This window comes from Nocardia sp. NPDC058666 (assembly GCF_042714895.1).
In the GTDB taxonomy this organism is placed as follows: Bacteria; Actinomycetota; Actinomycetes; order Mycobacteriales; family Mycobacteriaceae; genus Nocardia.
This window is the reverse complement of sequence record NZ_JBHXRY010000009.1, coordinates 1-17,912: the sequence shown is the minus strand read 5'-3', so window position 1 is coordinate 17,912 and position 17,912 is coordinate 1. Positions and strand designations below refer to the sequence as shown.

Annotated in this window: 16 protein-coding genes; 9 read left to right on the top strand and 7 right to left on the bottom strand. The window is 67.0% G+C overall.

The features are described 5' to 3' along the window. The first annotated feature begins 303 nt into the window (after window positions 1–303). The 4 genes from ACFWVD_RS19885 to ACFWVD_RS19870 all read left to right on the top strand — a co-directional run bounded on the left by ACFWVD_RS19885 (window position 304) and on the right by ACFWVD_RS19870 (window position 4,305). Entirely contained in the window at window positions 304–864 is a 561-nt protein-coding gene (locus ACFWVD_RS19885) for a hypothetical protein (RefSeq protein ID WP_379244809.1), read from the top strand. A gap of 112 nt (window positions 865–976) precedes the next feature. Beyond that, on the top strand, window positions 977–2,122 hold the full coding sequence (locus tag ACFWVD_RS19880) for an acyl-CoA dehydrogenase family protein (protein ID WP_379244807.1): 1,146 nt from the start codon (window positions 977–979) through the stop codon (window positions 2,120–2,122). A 157-nt stretch (window positions 2,123–2,279) separates the two neighbouring features. Then, window positions 2,280–2,804: a DUF4254 domain-containing protein gene (locus ACFWVD_RS19875; protein WP_379244805.1), complete on the top strand. Its 525-nt coding sequence runs from the start codon at window positions 2,280–2,282 to the stop codon at window positions 2,802–2,804. 127 nt (window positions 2,805–2,931) lie between these two features. Continuing rightward, window positions 2,932–4,305, top strand: a complete 1,374-nt coding sequence (locus ACFWVD_RS19870; protein WP_379244803.1) for a metallophosphoesterase — start codon at window positions 2,932–2,934, stop codon at window positions 4,303–4,305. 2 nt (window positions 4,306–4,307) lie between these two features. Here the strand turns inward: ACFWVD_RS19870 and ACFWVD_RS19865 are convergent, their stop codons facing one another. Both ACFWVD_RS19865 and ACFWVD_RS19860 read right to left on the bottom strand, forming a co-directional pair. After that, window positions 4,308–4,673: an Rv3235 family protein gene (locus ACFWVD_RS19865; RefSeq protein ID WP_379244801.1), complete on the bottom strand. Its 366-nt coding sequence runs from the start codon at window positions 4,671–4,673 to the stop codon at window positions 4,308–4,310. Window positions 4,674–5,023: 350 nt separating this feature from the next. Next, window positions 5,024–5,854, bottom strand: a complete 831-nt coding sequence (locus ACFWVD_RS19860; protein ID WP_379244799.1) for a DUF72 domain-containing protein — start codon at window positions 5,852–5,854, stop codon at window positions 5,024–5,026. Between the two features lie 127 nt (window positions 5,855–5,981). Here ACFWVD_RS19860 and ACFWVD_RS19855 point away from each other — a divergent pair, with 127 nt between their 5' ends. The 4 genes from ACFWVD_RS19855 (at window position 5,982) to ACFWVD_RS19840 (ending at window position 10,377) form a co-directional block, all read left to right on the top strand. Further along, on the top strand, window positions 5,982–7,202 hold the full coding sequence (locus ACFWVD_RS19855; RefSeq protein ID WP_379244797.1) for an MFS transporter: 1,221 nt from the start codon (window positions 5,982–5,984) through the stop codon (window positions 7,200–7,202). Between the two features lie 113 nt (window positions 7,203–7,315). Further along, entirely contained in the window at window positions 7,316–7,861 is a 546-nt protein-coding gene (locus tag ACFWVD_RS19850; RefSeq protein ID WP_379244795.1) for a YceI family protein, read from the top strand. Window positions 7,862–7,885: 24 nt separating this feature from the next. Next, window positions 7,886–9,094 (top strand): Ig-like domain-containing protein, encoded by a 1,209-nt coding sequence (locus ACFWVD_RS19845; protein WP_379244793.1) that lies wholly within the window; start codon window positions 7,886–7,888, stop codon window positions 9,092–9,094. Beyond that, window positions 9,091–10,377 carry an LCP family protein gene (locus ACFWVD_RS19840; protein ID WP_379244791.1) on the top strand — a complete coding sequence of 429 codons (1,287 nt, stop codon included), beginning with the start codon at window positions 9,091–9,093 and terminating at the stop codon, window positions 10,375–10,377. The genes ACFWVD_RS19845 and ACFWVD_RS19840 overlap by 4 nt, the downstream gene beginning before the upstream one ends. Window positions 10,378–10,416: 39 nt before the next feature. On the opposite strand, the gene fadD32 is transcribed toward ACFWVD_RS19840, so the two are convergent. Together fadD32 and ACFWVD_RS19830 are read right to left on the bottom strand one after the other, a co-directional pair. Beyond that, a complete protein-coding gene (gene fadD32, locus ACFWVD_RS19835; protein ID WP_379244789.1) occupies window positions 10,417–12,300 on the bottom strand; it encodes a long-chain-fatty-acid--AMP ligase FadD32 in 1,884 nt (627 codons plus the stop codon). Between the two features lie 56 nt (window positions 12,301–12,356). Then, a complete protein-coding gene (locus ACFWVD_RS19830) occupies window positions 12,357–13,604 on the bottom strand; it encodes a KasA/KasB family beta-ketoacyl-ACP synthase (protein ID WP_379245128.1) in 1,248 nt (415 codons plus the stop codon). 205 nt (window positions 13,605–13,809) lie between these two features. Between ACFWVD_RS19830 and ACFWVD_RS19825 the strand changes: the two genes are divergently transcribed. Further along, a complete protein-coding gene (locus ACFWVD_RS19825) occupies window positions 13,810–14,802 on the top strand; it encodes an acyl-ACP desaturase (RefSeq protein WP_379244787.1) in 993 nt (330 codons plus the stop codon). Window positions 14,803–14,820: 18 nt separating this feature from the next. On the opposite strand, the gene ACFWVD_RS19820 is transcribed toward ACFWVD_RS19825, so the two are convergent. From ACFWVD_RS19820 to ACFWVD_RS19810, 3 genes are all read right to left on the bottom strand, one after another. Continuing rightward, window positions 14,821–16,101: a diguanylate cyclase domain-containing protein gene (locus ACFWVD_RS19820; protein ID WP_379244785.1), complete on the bottom strand. Its 1,281-nt coding sequence runs from the start codon at window positions 16,099–16,101 to the stop codon at window positions 14,821–14,823. 48 nt (window positions 16,102–16,149) lie between these two features. Beyond that, the gene (locus ACFWVD_RS19815; protein WP_379244783.1) at window positions 16,150–16,959 is read right to left on the bottom strand and encodes an SAM-dependent methyltransferase; all 810 of its coding nucleotides are present in this window, start codon (window positions 16,957–16,959) and stop codon (window positions 16,150–16,152) included. A 154-nt stretch (window positions 16,960–17,113) separates the two neighbouring features. Next, window positions 17,114–17,701 carry a YdcF family protein gene (locus ACFWVD_RS19810; RefSeq protein ID WP_379244781.1) on the bottom strand — a complete coding sequence of 196 codons (588 nt, stop codon included), beginning with the start codon at window positions 17,699–17,701 and terminating at the stop codon, window positions 17,114–17,116. Window positions 17,702–17,912 lie beyond the last annotated feature (211 nt).

The window sequence follows — 17,912 nt, the reverse complement described above, 5'->3', positions numbered from 1 at the left end:
GCGCGCAAAGGCAGGCAGGTGACCACACGTGTGAACGGCACGGACCATTCTTAGTCGATATACCCTCGAGTGTGAAACCGATGCTCCCCCACAGCGCCTCGCATACGGCGCGCCGCGCGCGACACGCGCAACATTTTCGGTCAGAGCGCGGATAGGCGAAGATAATCGCCCGCCGCCGCAGGCGTCGATCCTGCGCGGGAATCGTCGGTTCGCCGGGCGGCGGCAACCGGCGGCACCTAGGGTTGGGTCCGGGGGTGCCGGGGGGTTCGCGCACGCCCGTGAGATCGATGGCGGAGTGACGAATTGACCCAGCACACAAGCGAACTCGATCAGACGATCGCGCACCGACTCGAGCCGTGGACCGCGCGCTTGGGCGACGACCGCAAGGCCTACTTCCATCACGTGCTGCGAGTGCTGCGCCTGACCGACCTGCTGTTCGCCCACAGCGGCGAGCCCGGTGCACCGCCGAGCACTCGCGAGGAGTTCCGCACCGCGGCGGTCTTCCACGATCTCGGCATCTGGGCCGCAGGCACTTTCGACTATCTCGAACCGTCGTGCGCGCTGTCGTGCGACTGGCTGATCGCGCAGCGTCGCGAGGATCTCACCGAGGTCGTCGGCTCGATGATCCACGACCACCACCGCATCCGCCCGGCCGGCAAACCCACTGATCCCGTCGAACTGTTCCGGCGCGCCGATCTGATCGACGTGTCCCTGGGTGCGATCCGCTTCGGCCTGCCGTATTCGGCCTACTCGAACCTGACGCGGCGCTACCCCGACAGCGGCTTCCACTACAAGCTGGTGGAGCTCACGATCCGGCGCGCACTGATCCATCCGCTGTCACCGCTGCCGATGATCCGCTGGTGAGAGGCTGATTCGCCGCCACTATTGTCACCGCGCCAATACTGCTGCACACTGGTGACCGTAACCACCGGTCACGCCTGGACCGGTGCTGTGCCGAGCCGAACTAGGAGACTGCATGGCCGCCAATCGGTCCAGCTGGATGAACGAGGACCTGGACGCCCTGCGTGACATGACTCGTGCGTTCATGGCCAAGGAACTCGTCCCCAATATCGACAAGTACCGCGAACAGCACCACGTCGACCGTGACCTGTGGAACAAGGCGGGCGAGGTCGGCCTGCTGTGCATCTCCATCCCGGAGGAGTACGGCGGCGGTGGCGGCACCTTCGCGCACGAGGCCGTGCTCATGGAGGAGCAGGCCCGCGCGGTCGACACCTCGTGGGGCATCAGCCTGCACAACGGCATCGTGGCCCACTACGTGCTCGCCTACGGCACCGAAGAGCAGAAGAAGCACTGGCTGCCGAAGATGGCCAGCGGCGAGGTCGTGGGCGCGATCGCGATGACCGAGCCCGGCACCGGTTCCGACCTGCAGGCCGTGAAGGCCAAGGCGATCCGCGACGGCGACGAGTACGTCATCAACGGCTCCAAGACCTTCATCACCAACGGCGCGCAGGCCGACCTGATCATCCTGGTCGCCAAGACCGACCCCACCCAGGGTGCGTCGGGCGTCTCGCTGGTGCTGGTCGAGGCCGACCGCGAAGGTTTCCGTCGCGGCCGCGTGCTGGACAAGATCGGTCAGAAGGGCCAGGACACCTCCGAGCTGTTCTTCGAGGACGTGCGCGTCCCGGTGACCAACCTGCTCGGCGACCAGGAGGGCCAGGGCTTCATCCAGCTGATGCAGCAGCTGCCCCAGGAACGCCTGATCGTGTCGATGGGCGCGGTCGCGGGCATGGAGGTGGCGCTGGATCACACCCTGCGCTACACCAAGGAGCGCGAGGCGTTCGGTCGCACGGTGTTCAGTTTCCAGAACACCAAGTTCAAGCTGGCCGAGGTCGCCACCGAGGCCCGCATCGCGCGCGTGTTCATCGACGACTGCGTCGAGAAGCACATCCGCGGCGAACTCGACATCCCCACCGTGGCCATGGCGAAGTGGTGGACCACCGACAAGGCCATGCAGATCGCCGACACCTGTCTGCAGCTGTTCGGTGGCTACGGCTACATGAACGAGTACCCGATCGCGCGCATGTGGGTCGACAACCGCGTGCAGCTGATCTACGCGGGCACCAACGAGATCATGAAGGAGATCATCGCCCGAAGCCTGTAGTACCGCTTCGGATTCGACGATCCGCACCGGCCGCGAACACCTGTTCGCGGCCGGTTTTCGCTGTTGAGAGGCCATTTCGTGACCTATCCGGCGCCACGACCGAGCCGAATGTCCTTCGGAAGAAGTTGGACAACGAGCAGGGGATGGTGCGGCGACAGTGGACACGGACGGCGACGGTTCGACGGGACGACCCGAACAGGAACCGGTACTGCCGGACCGTGCGCAGATGATGCAGGCGGTCTGCGGGGTGGCAGGCGATGCCGACCCCGTGCTGTGCGCCGCGCACGAACTCGCCACCCTGCACGAACGCCGCGAACAGCAGCTCCCCGGTGACACCAGCGACATCGATTGGGCGCGTGCGCGTTTGGTGTGCGAAATCGACCGCTGGGTGGTTCTGCGCTCCCCCACTCCCGCCATCTCGGCGCCGATCCACACCGAAAGCATCGGCGCCGTCGTGGATCGCATGGCCCATTTCGCCGCCCTGACCTACCGTGCCCTGGCCTGCGGTGCCGAAGCCGACCTGCACGCCGCCCAACAACGCCTGCACGAATTAGCTTGCGGCTACGCCGATCTCATCGGTGAAGTCGCCAGCGGCGCGCGCCGTCTCCCCGACGGGCTCGACGGCGACACCCCGGAAAGCGATGGCCCCCAACCGAGCCGGAACCTGCCGCATTCGGAGTAGTCGGTTTCCCGGCGACGGGTCGCATCACTGCCCGGTCGCCACCTCGGCGGTTTCCGGCCACATCGCCGTCCACGCGCGTTCAGTCCGCCGCCGTACCGTCACCGGTAGACGGCGAACGGAGCCCGACATGCTCGATCCGCGACTGCACACCACCTGGCTGGTCAACGCGGCATCGGGTGCCGCCGCGGCGACAGTGCGGGCACCGATGGCCAGGCCGTTCTCGTGGACGGGCGTGCGCGATCGGCTGGTCGTCACCGATCTCGAGGTCGTGACGGTCACCCACGACACGGCGATCCTCACCTGGTCCACCCATCGACGTGATCGCGCAGGACGGTGGCACCCGGCGGCGTCGGACACCGAGGTTCGACTCGCACCGGCCGACAGTGCGGCCCCGCCGGTGACCCGCTACTTCGATGCCCGCCGCACCGCGCATCACTACGCCGAGCTGCGCGGCCTCGAGCCGGGTCGCCGCTATCGGTTCACCGCCTGTTCCGACGGTGAAACCGCGGTGCCAGGACGCACGTGGGTGACCCGTCGCCCCGAAACTCCCGAGGTCACGGGCGTGTTCACGACCGCACCGCCACCGCCGGGACGGCTGCTGCGCACGATCGCGCTCGCCAACGACACGCACTGGGGTGAGGAACGCAGCGGTCTGATCCTGGCCGGACTGCCACCTGGTCTACGCCACGACGACGGTCATTACCCGCAGGTCATGACCGAGGCACTGCTCCACGATGTCCGTCGTCCCGAGCGCGCGGCCGATCACCTGGTCATCGCGGGCGATCTCACCGATTGCGGGAGTGCTGAACAGTGCGCCGGTGTGGGTGCTCGCCTCGACGAGTGGGGTGTGCGAGGTCGCGACTACTTCGTCTGCCGCGGCAATCACGACGCGCCACGCGAGTCGGGTGACCACTGGGGTGCGGTGTTCGGGCCGGTCGGCCGGCTGAGTTGCCATGAACTGGGCGGCTTACGTTTGATCGGTCTGGACACCACCCGTCGACGAGGTGCCGGTGGCACGATCAGCGCCGACCAAATCGCCCACCTGCGCGCAATATTGGCCGCCGACTCGGACATGCCGACCCTGGTCTTCGGCCATCACCCCGCGAGTCGCCATGCGGCGCTGAGCAATCCGGGTGGCCCCGGTTTCGTCCTCGATCGCGCGAGCGCGGCCGCCCTGCAGGCGTGCTACCGAACGGCACCCGGCGTCTTCCTTCATCACAGCGGTCACACTCACCGAAATCGCCGCTCCCGTCCCGATTCTGTCGAATACCTGGAGGTAGCCGCGGTGAAGGAATACCCCGGCGGCTACGCGTTACTGCGCGTCTACGAGCGCGGCTACACCGTCCACTTCCACCGCATCGCCGCCGCGGCAGCGCTGGCCTGGACCAGCAGAACCCGCAAGCAGTACTTCGGCCTGCACCCCGATCACGCTCTGGGCAGCCTCACGGACCGAAATCACGGTGCACGCCATGATTTCTCGGGCGTCACGACTGTGCACTGATCTCAGAACATGCGCACTGCCACCAAACGCCAACCGTCCTTGGTGGATTCGACGCGGCCCGCGATGGCCAGCGTGCGCGGGCCGCGTTGATAGGACGCGAAGACCTCTGCTGCGCCGTCGTCGGTGGGCGTGAGTTTCACGCGAGACAGCGTGGCGCTGCCCAGGTTTCGTCCGGGGACCAGGTCTTGGGTGAGCATGGTGTTGATGGCGGCCAGGGCGCGTGCGTCGACGAAGGCGCGCAGGTGGCCCGGCGATCTCCGTCGGTCGACCACCTCGAGCAGCAGGCGCAGGACCTGCTCGGTGAATCGTTTTGCCCCCGAAGCTGATTCGACCGTGGGAGGCAGGGCTTGCGGGCATGACGCACGCACAGCCCTGCGGATACTGGCCGGTGTACCACCCGGCGCTCGTCGTCGAGCCGATCCAGTAACACGATGTGGCGCAGCAACATTCGTCGACCCGGATCGCGACACGATGGCCCCGTTCTCCAACTGCGGCTCGCAATGCGGTGCAGGCGACAACACCAATTCCTCCGTAGACATAAGCCCGTCCCCTTCGGCCGCCCTCCCACTCCCCAGTGGTGGCGCACAGCATGACACGGGGGTACGACAAGTGGGCGCGAAATCAACGCAGGTCACCTCACGTTGTCCACCTCCCGACCAGCCGGAAACCTGCGCGTAACACCGACTCTCGGCATAAACCCCGAATCGGACGAACCGCCTCAGAACAACGTCATCGGTTCGTCCGGTGCGGGAGTCGGCTGCGCGGGCAGATCCGGGACGACCGCGCGGACCTCATCGTGAAAGCGGCGGGCCAGCTCTCGGGCGGCGGCGTTGTCGGGAGTGTGCACGAACACCGTCGGCGAGCGACCCTCCCGCAGCCAGCCGGCGACGGTGTCGACCCATGGCGCCCAGCCCGCCACGGTGCGTTCGGTGTCGGCGCGGCCGTGATAGCGCACGATCGGGTACTCGGTCAACGCCCGCATCCGCCGCGCCACCCGAGGCTTCTTCGCCCGTGGCTCGTACTCCGACGGATCACCGGGCGGCCCGTCGAACAGGACGGTCGTATCGAAAGGCACCCACTCCGCGTCGATCCGCCCGAGCACCCGTTCCAACTGGACCGCGGCTCGCTCGTCGTCGAAAAAGGCTGGATGCCGAACCTCCACCGCACAACGCAACCCATCGGGCAGCGCCCGCTGGAACCGGGCCAGCGCACCCAGATCATTGGGCCCGAACGAAGCGGGCAACTGGATCCACAGCGCGTGCACCCGCGACCCGAGCGGTGCCATCACGTCGAGAAAAGCCCCGAGCTCACCCTCGGCGTCGACCAGCCGACGCTCGTGGGTCACCGAACGCGGCGGCTTGAGCACGAACCGGAAATCGGGCGCGGTCTGCGCGACCCACGACTGCACGGTCGACGCGGACGGTGTCGCGTAAAAGGTCGTGTTGCCCTCGACCGCCCCACAGTGCCCGGCATAGGCCCGCAACCGTTCCCGGGGCGCGGGCCACTGCGGGTGCGTCCACATCGCACACCCAACCCGCAGCTCACGCACAGCCCGACCGTAATACAGCCACCGCCCGCACCTAAAATGAGACCGGTTGCCACCATTCGCCCTGTGCGCGGTGGCGGGGTATCGACCCCCGCCGATCTTCCGGTGCGCACGACGGAAAGGGCCTGTGATGGCGATTCTCACCACCGAACGGCCCGGCGCTGTCACCGCGACTCGCGCGTGGCTGGGCGTCTGCGCGGCGATGGTCGCGATCGCGTGGGGCGGCAACGAGTTCACTCCGCTGCTGGTGATGTACAAACTCAACGGCCTGCCGCTGACCGCGGTCGACCTGCTGCTGTTCTACTACGTCTTCGGCATCGTGCCCGCGCTACTCATCGGTGGCCCGCTCTCCGACCGCTTCGGCCGCCGCCCCCTGATGTTGCCCGCCCCGCTGATCGCCGCGGCCGGTTCGCTGCTGCTGGCGGCGGGCGCCGACTCGGTGCCGATGCTGGCCGCGGGTCGCTTGCTCAGCGGTGTCGCGCTCGGATTGGCGATGGCGGTCGGCGGGAGTTGGCTCAAGGAACTGTCGCAACCGCCGTTCGCCGAAGCAGTCGCGGGCAAGGGCGCTCGCCGCTCCGCGATGAGCCTCACCGCCGGTTTCGCGCTGGGCGCGGGCGTTGCGGGCACCCTGGCCCAGTGGGGTCCGCTGCCCGATTCCACCGCGTATCTCGTCAACGCGACGCTGTGTCTGGCGACCGCGTTCTGGGTGTTCAGAACACCGGAAACAGTGACCCGGCAAGCTGATTCGGGCCGATTGCGCGACGACCTGAAGATCCCCGCCGCCGGACATCGACGATTCCTGCGCGTGGCGGTGCCGATCGCCCTGTGGCTGTTCACCGCCAACGCCACCGCCTACGCCGTCCTACCCACCCTCCTACTGCCGCGCGTGCAACAGGCCCCGATCGCCTTCTCCGCCCTGGTCACCATGGTGACGCTGGGCTGCGGTTTCACTATCCAATCCGTGGCCCGCCGCATCGACCGCCCCGGCACCGCCCGCGCCGCGGTGGTCGCGCTGGTGTTGCTCACCACCGGCATGGTCATGGCGGCGTGGACCGCGACCACCCTGAGCATCGGGGTCACGCTGCTGACCGCGGTGGTCCTCGGCAGCGGCTACGGCATCGGCCTGGTCGCGGGCCTGCAGCAGATCGAACGCATCGCGGGCCCCAAGGACCTGGCCGGCCTGACCGCGGTCTTCTACTCGGTGAGCTACCTCGGCTTCGGCGTCCCCGCGTTGCTGTCCGCCCTGCACAGCGGTGCTGGTTTCGGCTACCCCGCGATGTACCTGGTCACCGCCGCGATCACCGCCTGCTGCCTGGCACTGGTCGCGGTGAATTATCGCGAAACAACCTGAACGCACCGACTGTCAGCACCGGCCCGCACGTGATCGAGCGGGCTAGGCTGGTTGGCGTTATCGCTTCACGCCCGCCGGTCGGCATCGGCCGGATCGCCCAGTGAGGAGAGATCATGTCGGCACCGTCCAAAGGCCTGCCCGTCGGTACCTGGGTCATCGACCCCGCCCATTCCACGCTGCAGTTCTCCGTGCGCCACCTGATGGTGAGCAAGGTGCGCGGCCGCTTCACCGATTTCTCCGGCACGCTCGTGGTCCATCCCGACGGCACCGCCGATGCCGATGTCCAGATGAACGTCGCCTCGGTCACCACCGACAACGCGCAACGCGACGGGCATCTGGCCACCGCGGACTTCTTCGACTCCGCCAACCACCCGATCGCCACCTTCAAAGCCACCGGTTTCAAGGCTCTGAGCACCGAGTTCTCGGTCACCGGCGATTTCTCCATTCGCGGCAACACCCACCCGGTCACCCTCGACGTCGAATTCCTCGGCACCGGCCCCGGCATGGCCGACGCCCCCGTCGCCGGTTTCAGCGCGACCGCCACCATCAACCGCCGCGATTTCGGCCTCACCACCGAGATGCCGATGGCCGACGGCGGCGCCGTGATCGGCGACAAGATCAACCTCTCGCTCGATGTCGAGGTCGGCCTCCAGAGCTGACCCGCGCGCAGGTCAGGAGGGCGCATGTCGCGACGACGTTTCCGAGCCTGGCTCGCCGCCGGGCTGCTCGTGCTGGTCGCGGGTTGTGGTGGCACACCCACCGACCCCGACTTCGAATCCGCGGCCCCACCTGTCCCGACGATCTCGGTCGCGCCACAAGACGGTGCGACCGAGATCGACCCGCTGGGCCCGGTCCGCGTCAGTACCAGCGACGGGCAACTCACCTCGGTCACCATGACCAACGAAGACGGGGGCACCGTCGAGGGCCTGCTCACCCCCGACCAGTCGGCCTGGAAACCTTCTGAACCGCTGGGCTACGGCCGCACGTACACCATCACCGCCGAGGCGGTCACCGTCACCGGCACGGTCGGCCCGATCACCTCCTCGTTCTCCACCCTGGCACCCAACAATCAGACCGTGGTGTCCTTCCGCACCACCGGCGGCGTCCCACTGTCGACGTCGACCACCTTCGGTGTCGGCACGGTCGTGGTCGCGCATTTCGACGAAGACGTCCCCGACCGCGCGACCGCCGAAAAACACCTGGCCGTCACCACCGAGCCGCCGGTCGTGGGCTCCTGGTACTGGACCGACAACCGCAACGCGCACTGGCGCCCCGAGAAGTACTTCGCCTCGGGCACCAAGGTCACCCTCGCCGCCGACATCTACGGCAAGGACCTGGGCGGCGGCCTCTACGGCCAGCAGGACACCAAGACCAGCTTCACCATCGGCGACTCGCACGTGTCGATCGTCGACGACAACGACAAGCAGGTGCAGGTCTTCGACAACGGCACCCTGATCAAGACCATGCCCACCTCGCTGGGCCGGGGCGGCAGCGAGACCGTCGCGGGCAAGACCATCACCTTCTGGACCCAGCCGGGCATCTACACGGTGATGGAGAAGGCCAATCCGGTGATCATGGATTCCTCCACCTACGGCCTGCCGGTGAACTCGCGCCTGGGCTACAAGGAAACCATCGGCTGGGCGACCAAGATCAGCACCGACGGCATCTACCTGCACCAACTCGACGACACCGTCTGGGCGCAGGGCAACACCAATGTCTCGCACGGCTGCCTCAACCTCAGCGGCGAGAACGCCCGCTGGTTCTACAACTTCTCCCAACCCGGCGACGTCGTCGAGATCCGCAACACCGGCGGCGCCCCGCTCGAGGTGTGGCAGAACGGTGATTGGGGTGTGCCGTGGGCACAGTGGCAGGCGGGTAGCGCGCTACGGTGAACGCGCACAACGACTTTCCGCCGCCGCGCCGCGGGCCACAGCGGGTGGGCAAGCGCGTGGCCGCCAGCCACCGCGCGACCAAATCGGGCCGTGCGCGCCGAGTCGCGATGATCGCGGCCAGGCTTCTGGTGGCCAGCACCGCGTTGGCCGTGCTCGCGGGCACCGGCCTGGCCTGGTCGGCCAAGCAGGATATCGACACCGGCTTCACCCACTCCACCGCGCTGGGCGAGGACCCGCCACGATCGCGCGGCGGCGCCGTGAACATCCTGCTGATCGGCCTCGATACCCGAAAAGACCTCAACGGCAACGACTTACCGCAACAGATACTGGACCAGTTGCACGCGGGCGACGGCACCGAGGGCGGCTACAACGCGAATTCGCTGATCCTGCTGCACATTCCGGCCGATGCGAGCAAGGTGGTCGCGTTCTCGATCCCTCGTGACAACTACGTCCCGGTCACCGGTATCCCCGGCTACACCCAGCTCAAGATCAAAGAAGCCTACGGGCTGAAAAAGGCTGCGGTGCAGGCGATGTTGATCGAGCGGGGCGAGACGGACCCGGTGGTCCTGGAGCGTCGCGGTCGTGAGGCCGGGCGCGCGTCCATCGTGACCACGGTGCGCAATCTGGTCGGCGTGCCGATCGACCGCTTCGCCGAGATCTCCCTGGCCGGCTTCTACGACCTGGCCACCGCGGTCGGCGGTGTCGACGTGTGCCTGAACAATGCCGTCGACGACAGCGAGTTCTCCGGCGCGGTCTTCCCCGCGGGCCACCAGCATCTCGACGGTGCGCAAGCGCTGGCGTTCGTGCGTCAACGTCACGGCTTGTTCAACGGCGACCTGGACCGCACCCACCGCCAGCAGGCCTTTCTCACCTCGGTGGCCAAGTCGCTCAGGGATTCCGGGACGCTGACCAACCTGCACCAGCTGTCGGAGCTGATGGATGTGGCGCATCGCGATGTGGTGTTGTCGCAGGGCTGGAATCTGTTCGACTTCGCCCGCGACCTCGGCGCCGCCGGTTCGGTGCCGGTGGAGTTCCGCACGCTGCCGGTGGTGCGCTACGACGTGATCGACGGACAGGACGTGAACATCGTCGACCCGGACGCGATCAAACGTGAGGTGCGCGCGGCCTTCGGCCAGGAAACACCACCCGCCGAGCCGAGCGCGACAACTTCCCCGCCGACAACAACATCGGACACCATGCCGCTGCCCGACGCGATGCCACTACCCGACGCCGGACAACCGATCTCCACCGAGCTCGGCGACACCATCCCCTGCGTCAACTGAACCGGTCGGCCACCGGAATACCCAGTGGCCGACCGTCTTTCACTCTTCGGGAGCGTCCGGATACGCCTGCTGCCGGTATCCGCCCCGCAACGTCCCGTCCAGGTACGCCGCCTTGCACGCCCGCCGCGCGATCTTCCCGCTCGACGTCCGCGGAATCGACCCCGCCGGCACCAGCAGCAGATCGCGCACCATCACCCCATGCCTGCGCGCGATCGCCGCCCGCACCGTCTCGGTGATCGGCCCCGGCTCCAATTTCGCAGCGCCGGTGCCTCTTTCGGCCACGATCACCAACTGCTCCGCGTCGGGATCGGACGCACTGCCCGCAGCCTGCACCGCCGCAGGCAACTCCCCCGCCCGCACCGAGAACGCCGCGATGAAACCGGGCCGCAACGCCGTACTGGCTTCCTGCGCCGAATATTCCAGATCCTGCGGATAGTGGTTGCGGCCATCCACGATCACCAGGTCCTTCACCCGACCGGTGATGAACAGTTCACCATCGTGATAGGCACCGAAATCGCCGGTCCGCATCCACTTCGCGTCATCGGGCGCACCCTGCGCCCGACTGCCCGCCTGCGTACGCGCGATCACGCGATTGTGGAAGGTTTCCGCGGTCTCCTCCGGCCGTCCCCAGTACCCGATGCCCATATTGTCACCGTGCAACCAGATCTCGCCGACCTCGCCGTCACGGCGCTCGATCCCGGTGTCCGGGTCCACGATCGCCGCCCACTGCGAACGCGCCACATGCCCACACGACACCTGCGCCACCGCGTTCGCGGCGTGCTCGTCACATTCCACCATCCGGCCCTCGTTGAGCTGCCCGCGATCGACGTAGACCACCCGAGCCTCGTCGTCGCGCTTGGTCGCCGACACGAACAGCGTCGCCTCGGCCATCCCGTAGCAGGGCTTGATCGCGGTCTTGGACAGCCCGTACGGCGCGAACGCCTCGTTGAACTTGCGCATCGAGGCCACCGACACCGGCTCGCTGCCGTTGATCAGCCCGATCACATTCGACAGGTCAAGACTCTCGTCGCCCTTGGGCAGCCCGCGCGTCGCCGCGTGTTCGAACGCGAAGTTCGGTGCCGCGGAATAGATTTCGGCGCCGTCGGCCTGCGCGGCCAGCTCCTTGATCCACCGCGAGGGCCTGCGCACGAACGCGCTGGGCGACATGATGGTGATGAACTTGCCGCCGATGGTCGGCAGGATCACCGTGAGCAGCCCCATGTCGTGGAACAGCGGCAGCCACGTGACCCCGCGCGCGTTCTCGGTGATCCCGATGGCGTCGATCATCTGCAGCAGATTGGTACCCACCGAGCGGTGCGTGATCTCCACACCGGCCGGAACCCTGGTGGACCCGGAGGTGTACTGCAGATACGCCACGCTGTCGATGTTGATGTCGGGCCTGCGCCACCGCGACCCGACCGCGTCCGGAATCGCTTCCACCGCAATGATTCTTGGCCGTTGCGCGGCGGGCTGTTCGCGGAAGAAGTTGCGCACGCCCGCGGCCGCGCTGCCGACGGTGAGCACCGCGGCGGGCTCGCAGTCGCCCAGCACCGCGTGCAGCCGGTCGCTGTGGCCCTGCTCCTCCGGATCGAACAGCGGCACCGCCACATTGCCCGCGTACACCGCCGCGAACAGCGCGACGACATAGTCCAGACCCTGCGGCGCCAGCACCGCCACCCGGTCGCCGGGCTGGGTCACCTGCTGCAAGCGCGCCGCCACCGCGCGCAACCGCACGCCGAATTCGCGCCAGGTCAGTTCCTGGTATTCGCCCTCGCGTTCCCGTGAATAGTCGATGAAGCGGTAGGCCAGATCGTCCCCGTTGGCCTCGCTGTGCTTGTCGACGAAGTCGATCAAGGTCTGATCACCGGGAATCCGAATTGTCCCCAGTTCGTCTACATAGTCGTCGAATGTCTCGCCGATCATTCCCCATCCTTTTCAACGCACCATGACCAGAGGCCGCCGCCAACAACGCCGAATCGTCAGTACCGACCGAACGTCAGGGCGACGTTGTGACCACCGAATCCGAAGGAGTTGTTCACCGCGTAATCGATACGCCCGCGCCGTGCCTGACCCGACACCACGTCCAAATCGATGGCGGGGTCCTGATTGTCCAAATTCAGGGTGGGCGGAATGATGCTGTCGCGCACGCTGAGCACGGTCAGTACCGATTCCAGCGCACCGACCGCGCCGATCGAATGTCCCAGTGCCGATTTCGGCGCGTACACCGAGGCGTGCGAACCGATCGCCTTGCCGATCGCATTGGCCTCGGCGGTGTCGCCGATGGGCGTGGCGGTGGCGTGGGCGTTGATGTGGGTCACGTCGGTGCGGGTGATCCCGCCGGTCTGCATCGCCCGCGTCATCGCCCGCGCGGCGCCGGTGCCCTCGGGATCCGGTGCCACCAGGTGGAATCCGTCGGAGGTGACGCCGGCGCCCAGCAGTCGCGCGTGGATCGTGGCGCCGCGCGCCTTGGCGTGCTCCTCGGTCTCGATCACCATCATCGCGCCGGCCTCGCCGAACACGAACCCGTCGCGGTCGCGGTCGAACGGTCGCGAGGCCGCCTTGGGATCATGGTTGCGCGTGCTCATGGCCCGCATCTGGGTGAACGCCGCGATCGGCACCGCTTGGATAGACCCCTCGACACCGCCGGTGACCACCATGTCGGCATCGCCCATCACGATCATCCGCCAGGCATTGGCGATCGCCTCCGAGCCCGACGAGCACGCCGACACCGGCGTGGAAACCCCGGCGCGCGCACCCAATTCGATGCCGACGCAGGCAGCGGGACCGTTGGGCATGATGGCCTGCACGGTCAACGGCGAGACCTTCCGATAACCGCCGTTGCGCAGCCGATCACGCGCGTAGATCAGCGATTCCGCGCCACCGAGACCCGTGCCGATCGAGACGCCGAGCCGGTCGCGGTCCACCTCGGGGCTGCCCGCGTTGCGCCACACCTCGCGGCCCAGCGCCACGGCCATCTGCTCGACATACGAAAGCTTGCGCGCCTCTTCGCGGGTGAGCGACAGGGTGGGCGACACCGCCAGGTGTCCGCCGATCCGCACCGGGAGTTCGAAATCGTCGATGAAGGAATCTTCCAGGACGTCGATACCGCTCTCGCCGTTGAGCAGACCCTTCCAGGTCGAATCGACGTCGCCCGCGATCGACGTGGTCGCCGCCAGGCTCGTGACCACGATGTCCGTCATAATTTTTCGCTCACTCTCTCTAGCTATGCCACGACTGAACGGGAACCGCTGATGGAGCTGAACTGGTGGAGCGTATATGCACTCGGCGCGACGCGCCCAAATTCTTCGAACAGTGCGTAAGAGCACCGTGTCGTTTCCAGGCGCGATGCGCCGGGTCTATTGTGACGACGGGCAACACTACCGGACCGACGCAACTTGGGAGCTTTTCACTAACCGGAAAGGGCGAACGAGCGTGGCCAGGAACCTGACCCAACTGGAACTACTGATCGAGCTGGAACCCATCGCCGCGGGCAATGTCAACCGACATCTGTCGATGGCCAAGGATTGGCACCCCCACGATTATGTGCCGTGGGACCGTGGCCGCAACTTCGCCGCGCTGGGCGGAATCGATTGGGACCCAGAGCAATCCGCGTTGAGCGAGCTGGCCAAGGCGGCGATGGTCACCAACCTGCTCACCGAGGACAACCTGCCCTCCTACCATCGCGAGATCGCCGAGAACTTCTCCAAGGACGGCGCATGGGGAACCTGGGTGGGCCGCTGGACCGCCGAGGAGAACCGGCACGGCATCGTGCTCCGCGACTACCTCGTGGTGACCCGTGGCGTGGACCCCGTGGCGCTGGAACAGGCGCGAATGATCCACATGACCAACGGCTATTCGGCGATGGCCGTGGTCGATGACAAGGCCCCTGGCTTCGACATCAACTCCGCCTCGGGCGCGGGATTCCTGTTCTCGGTGGCGTATGTGACCTTCCAGGAGCTGGCCACCCGGGTCAGTCACCGCAACACCGGTCGCGTGTGCGACGACCCGATCGCGGACAAGATGTTGGCCCGCATCGCCGCCGACGAGAACCTGCACATGATCTTCTACCGCAACCTGTGCGCCGCCTCGCTGGACCTGGCCCCCGACCAGACCATGGAGGCGATCAACACCATCGTGCAGAACTTCCAGATGCCCGGCGCCGGGATGCCGGGCTGGCGACGCAACGGAGTGCTGATGGCCAAGCACGGCATCTACGACCTGCGCCAGCATCTGGAAGAGGTACTGCTGCCGGTGCTGCGCAAGTGGAACGTGTTCGAGCGCACCGACTTCGGGCCGCGCGGCGAACAGGCCCGCGAGGATCTGGCGGCGTTCCTCGAGCGGTTGCGCGGCGACGTGCTGCGCTTCGAGGAGCAACGCGATCGCTCGCTGGCACGCGCGGCCGCACGCGAAGCGCAACTGGTCTGATCGACGCCGGCCCGGCCGCTACCGGGCCGGGTCGCGGCGCGCGTGATTCTTGTTGCGGTACATCGCCGTATCCGCGGCGTGCACCAATTCGTCTACGGAACAGGGCAATTGCTCGAAGAACGCGGTGCCGATGCTCACCCCGACCGCGAGCATGTGCCCGTCGACCTCCAGCGGTTCGGTCAGCGCGGCCATCAACTCGTCGGCCAGTTGCGCCAATTGCTTTTCACCCGAACAGTTTTCGACCAGTACGAGGAACTCGTCACCACCGATACGGGCGGCCATGGCATCGGCTCCACGCACCGCGGCCACCATCCGGTCGGCGACCACCCGCAGTACACGATCCCCGATCATGTGCCCCCACAGATCGTTGATCTCCTTGAAACCGTCCAGGTCCAGATAGCAGATCCCGATCGGGGCCCGGGCACTGCCCAACCGGGTGAACAGGTGCGGACGATTCGGCAGGCCGGTGAGCGCGTCGTGATTGGCTTCGTGCCACAACCGGTCGGCCAGCTGCTTGCGTTCGGTGACATCGACCGCGACACCGATCAGGAATTGGATGCCACCGTCCGCGTCGCGAACGGCCGACATCGACAGGTCGATCGCGGTGACCCGACCGTCGGTATGCAGGTGTTCGGTCTCGGTGCGGAAGCTCTCGGATTCGCCGGCGACCATGCGCTGTAACTGGTCGAACGCGTCGTTCAGGTTCTGTGGGCCGAGGATGTCGGCGACGGTGCGCCCGGGCATGGTCTCCGGGGTCTGGCCGATCATGTGGGCCAGGGTGGCGTTGCAGTTCACCACCTGACCGGTCATGTCGACCGTGCCGATCCCGACCGAGGCGCCGTCGAAGACCGCCTCGAAACGTGCTTCCGACAGAGCCCGGCGCTGGTCGGCTTCCCTGGCGGCGGCCAGTACCGCGGCCAGCGTGGCTTCCTGCTCGGCCAGTGCGGCGGCCCGTAGGGCGGCGGTGAACCCGGCCGCGAAGTCGGCGGCCAGGCCGATCGCGCGGTCGCGGATCTGCGGCAGCGCGGGGTCGTCGGGGCCGTCGGTGGCGATGTCGACCAGGTCGGTGCAGATCACCCGCACCGAACGACTCACCGCGGCGGGATCTCGATAGTTGGCCGCGACCAGCATCCGCGCCGCCCGGCGCGCGGAATCGCCATCCTCGCCGCCACGCGCCGCGTTGATCAAGCCGCTGCCCAGCGCGGCCAGCATCTCCTCGATCTGCGTGCGATTGAGAGTGGGGGCGACGACGCCGTCGAGGGCATCAGCCCATCGCGCCGCCAACTCCCACGACCCCACTGCTGCTCCACCTGTCCATCGTCTATCGCACCGCCACCGTCGGGCGGCTCATACCTTGCGCGCAACCCCGCCCAGACCCAACGAACGGCCCGGCTGCTCGTGTTGATCACGCTGCGACTCGGGCCGCCACAACGGCAGCTCGACCACGCCGGGTTCGACCGAATCCCAACCCTGGAACAACTCGACGATCTGGTCTTTGGACCGGAAGATGATGCCGATCTTGTTCACGGTCGCCGACTGCTCACCCAGTTTACCGGCGTCCTCGGGCCGAAGCTCTGACGTGAGATGTGAAATGGCTATGAAACTGCCGGGTGCCACGGCCTCACGCAGGGCGGCCACCTTGCCGACCGGGTCCTCGTCGTCGGCCACCAGGTGCAGCACCGCGATGAGCAGCAGTCCGACCGGCTCGTCGAAGTCGATCAGCCCGGTCTCGCGGACCGCGGCCAGCAGGTCGTCGGACTTGCGCAGGTCGGCTTCGATCGCGCCAGCCCGGTCGTTGCCCGCCAGAATGGTCCGCGAATGCACGACGGCGACCGGGTCGATGTCGACATAGAGGACCCGCGCTTCGGGGTCCAGTTCGTGGACGATCTCGTGCACGTTGCCCGCGGTGGGAATGCCCGATCCGATGTCGAGGAACTGCCGGATCCCGGCATCGAGCATGAACCGGACCGCCCGGCGCAGGAAGGCGCGATTGCTCAGCGCAAGGCGCGGCAGGTCGGGGACGAGCTTGATGCCCATCTCCGCGGCCATCCGGTCCACCGCGAAGTTGTGCGAACCACCCAGCAGCGCGTCATACATCCGAGCCGGGCTCGGCTTCTGCATGTCGACGCCTTCGGGTGCCCACGTAGGCCTGTCCATTCGAATCCCCTTATCTGCCAACCACACTTCGACAGCGCAACCCCGCAGTAACGCCAGTCGCATAGTAGACGGCAGCACCGACATCAGCGCGGCGATCAGTTAGCACAGCTCATGTACATAACTAACAATGCCGCGAGGATCCAGGGCTCGGTGTCTACTTCTCCGTGCCGAACGGCTGCGCCCAGAGAGGGGCGACGTCCGGGGTCATGGTGGCCACCACGGGGATGCCCGCCGCCACGAAGTTGTCCAGTGCACGCCGCATATGGTCGGCGGAGGTGATCAGGACCGCTTTGGTCACACCGAGCGCTTCCATCATCCGCGCCGAGAACTCGGCATTCTGCACCGTGGAACCGGCTTCGGTCTCCGCGTGCAACCGGTGCCGGGCAACGCCGCGGATATTGAGCCAGTCGGCCATCACCTGCGCCTCGGTGATGCCGTTGCGCGGGTTGCCGCCGGTCACGATCACCGGCGACTCGGGTGACATGTAGGCCTGAATCAGCGCCGCGTGCAAGCGATTTCCCAGTTCGGCGCGCATCGTGCCATCGGGCAGCAACCCGTATCCCAGCACCACGATCGCGGTCTCGGGTCCGTAGGTAGCGGGCAGTTCGATGCCGGCGATACCGGCGATGGAGTCGGCCACGCCGATCAGCGGATCAGGGGCGGCGACACTGGGTGCCGCGGTGGCAACGACGGCACCGATCAGTGCGGCCGGCAGTACGAGACGTGTGAAGAGCCAATCCATGGTGACCTCCCGAAGCGACGTGGGATCATCGTCGCTCACCAGCACTTCGGGCACGCGGGTTTTCTGAAATATCGATGGTTCGGACCGCGAGCCGCGGGTCGCCGACATGGTTCGGGAACGCAAAAAGGCCCCCAACCAATGGTTGGGGGCCTTTCGCAATGATGTTCCGGCAGTGTCCTACTCTCCCACACCCTGTCGAGTGCAGTACCAT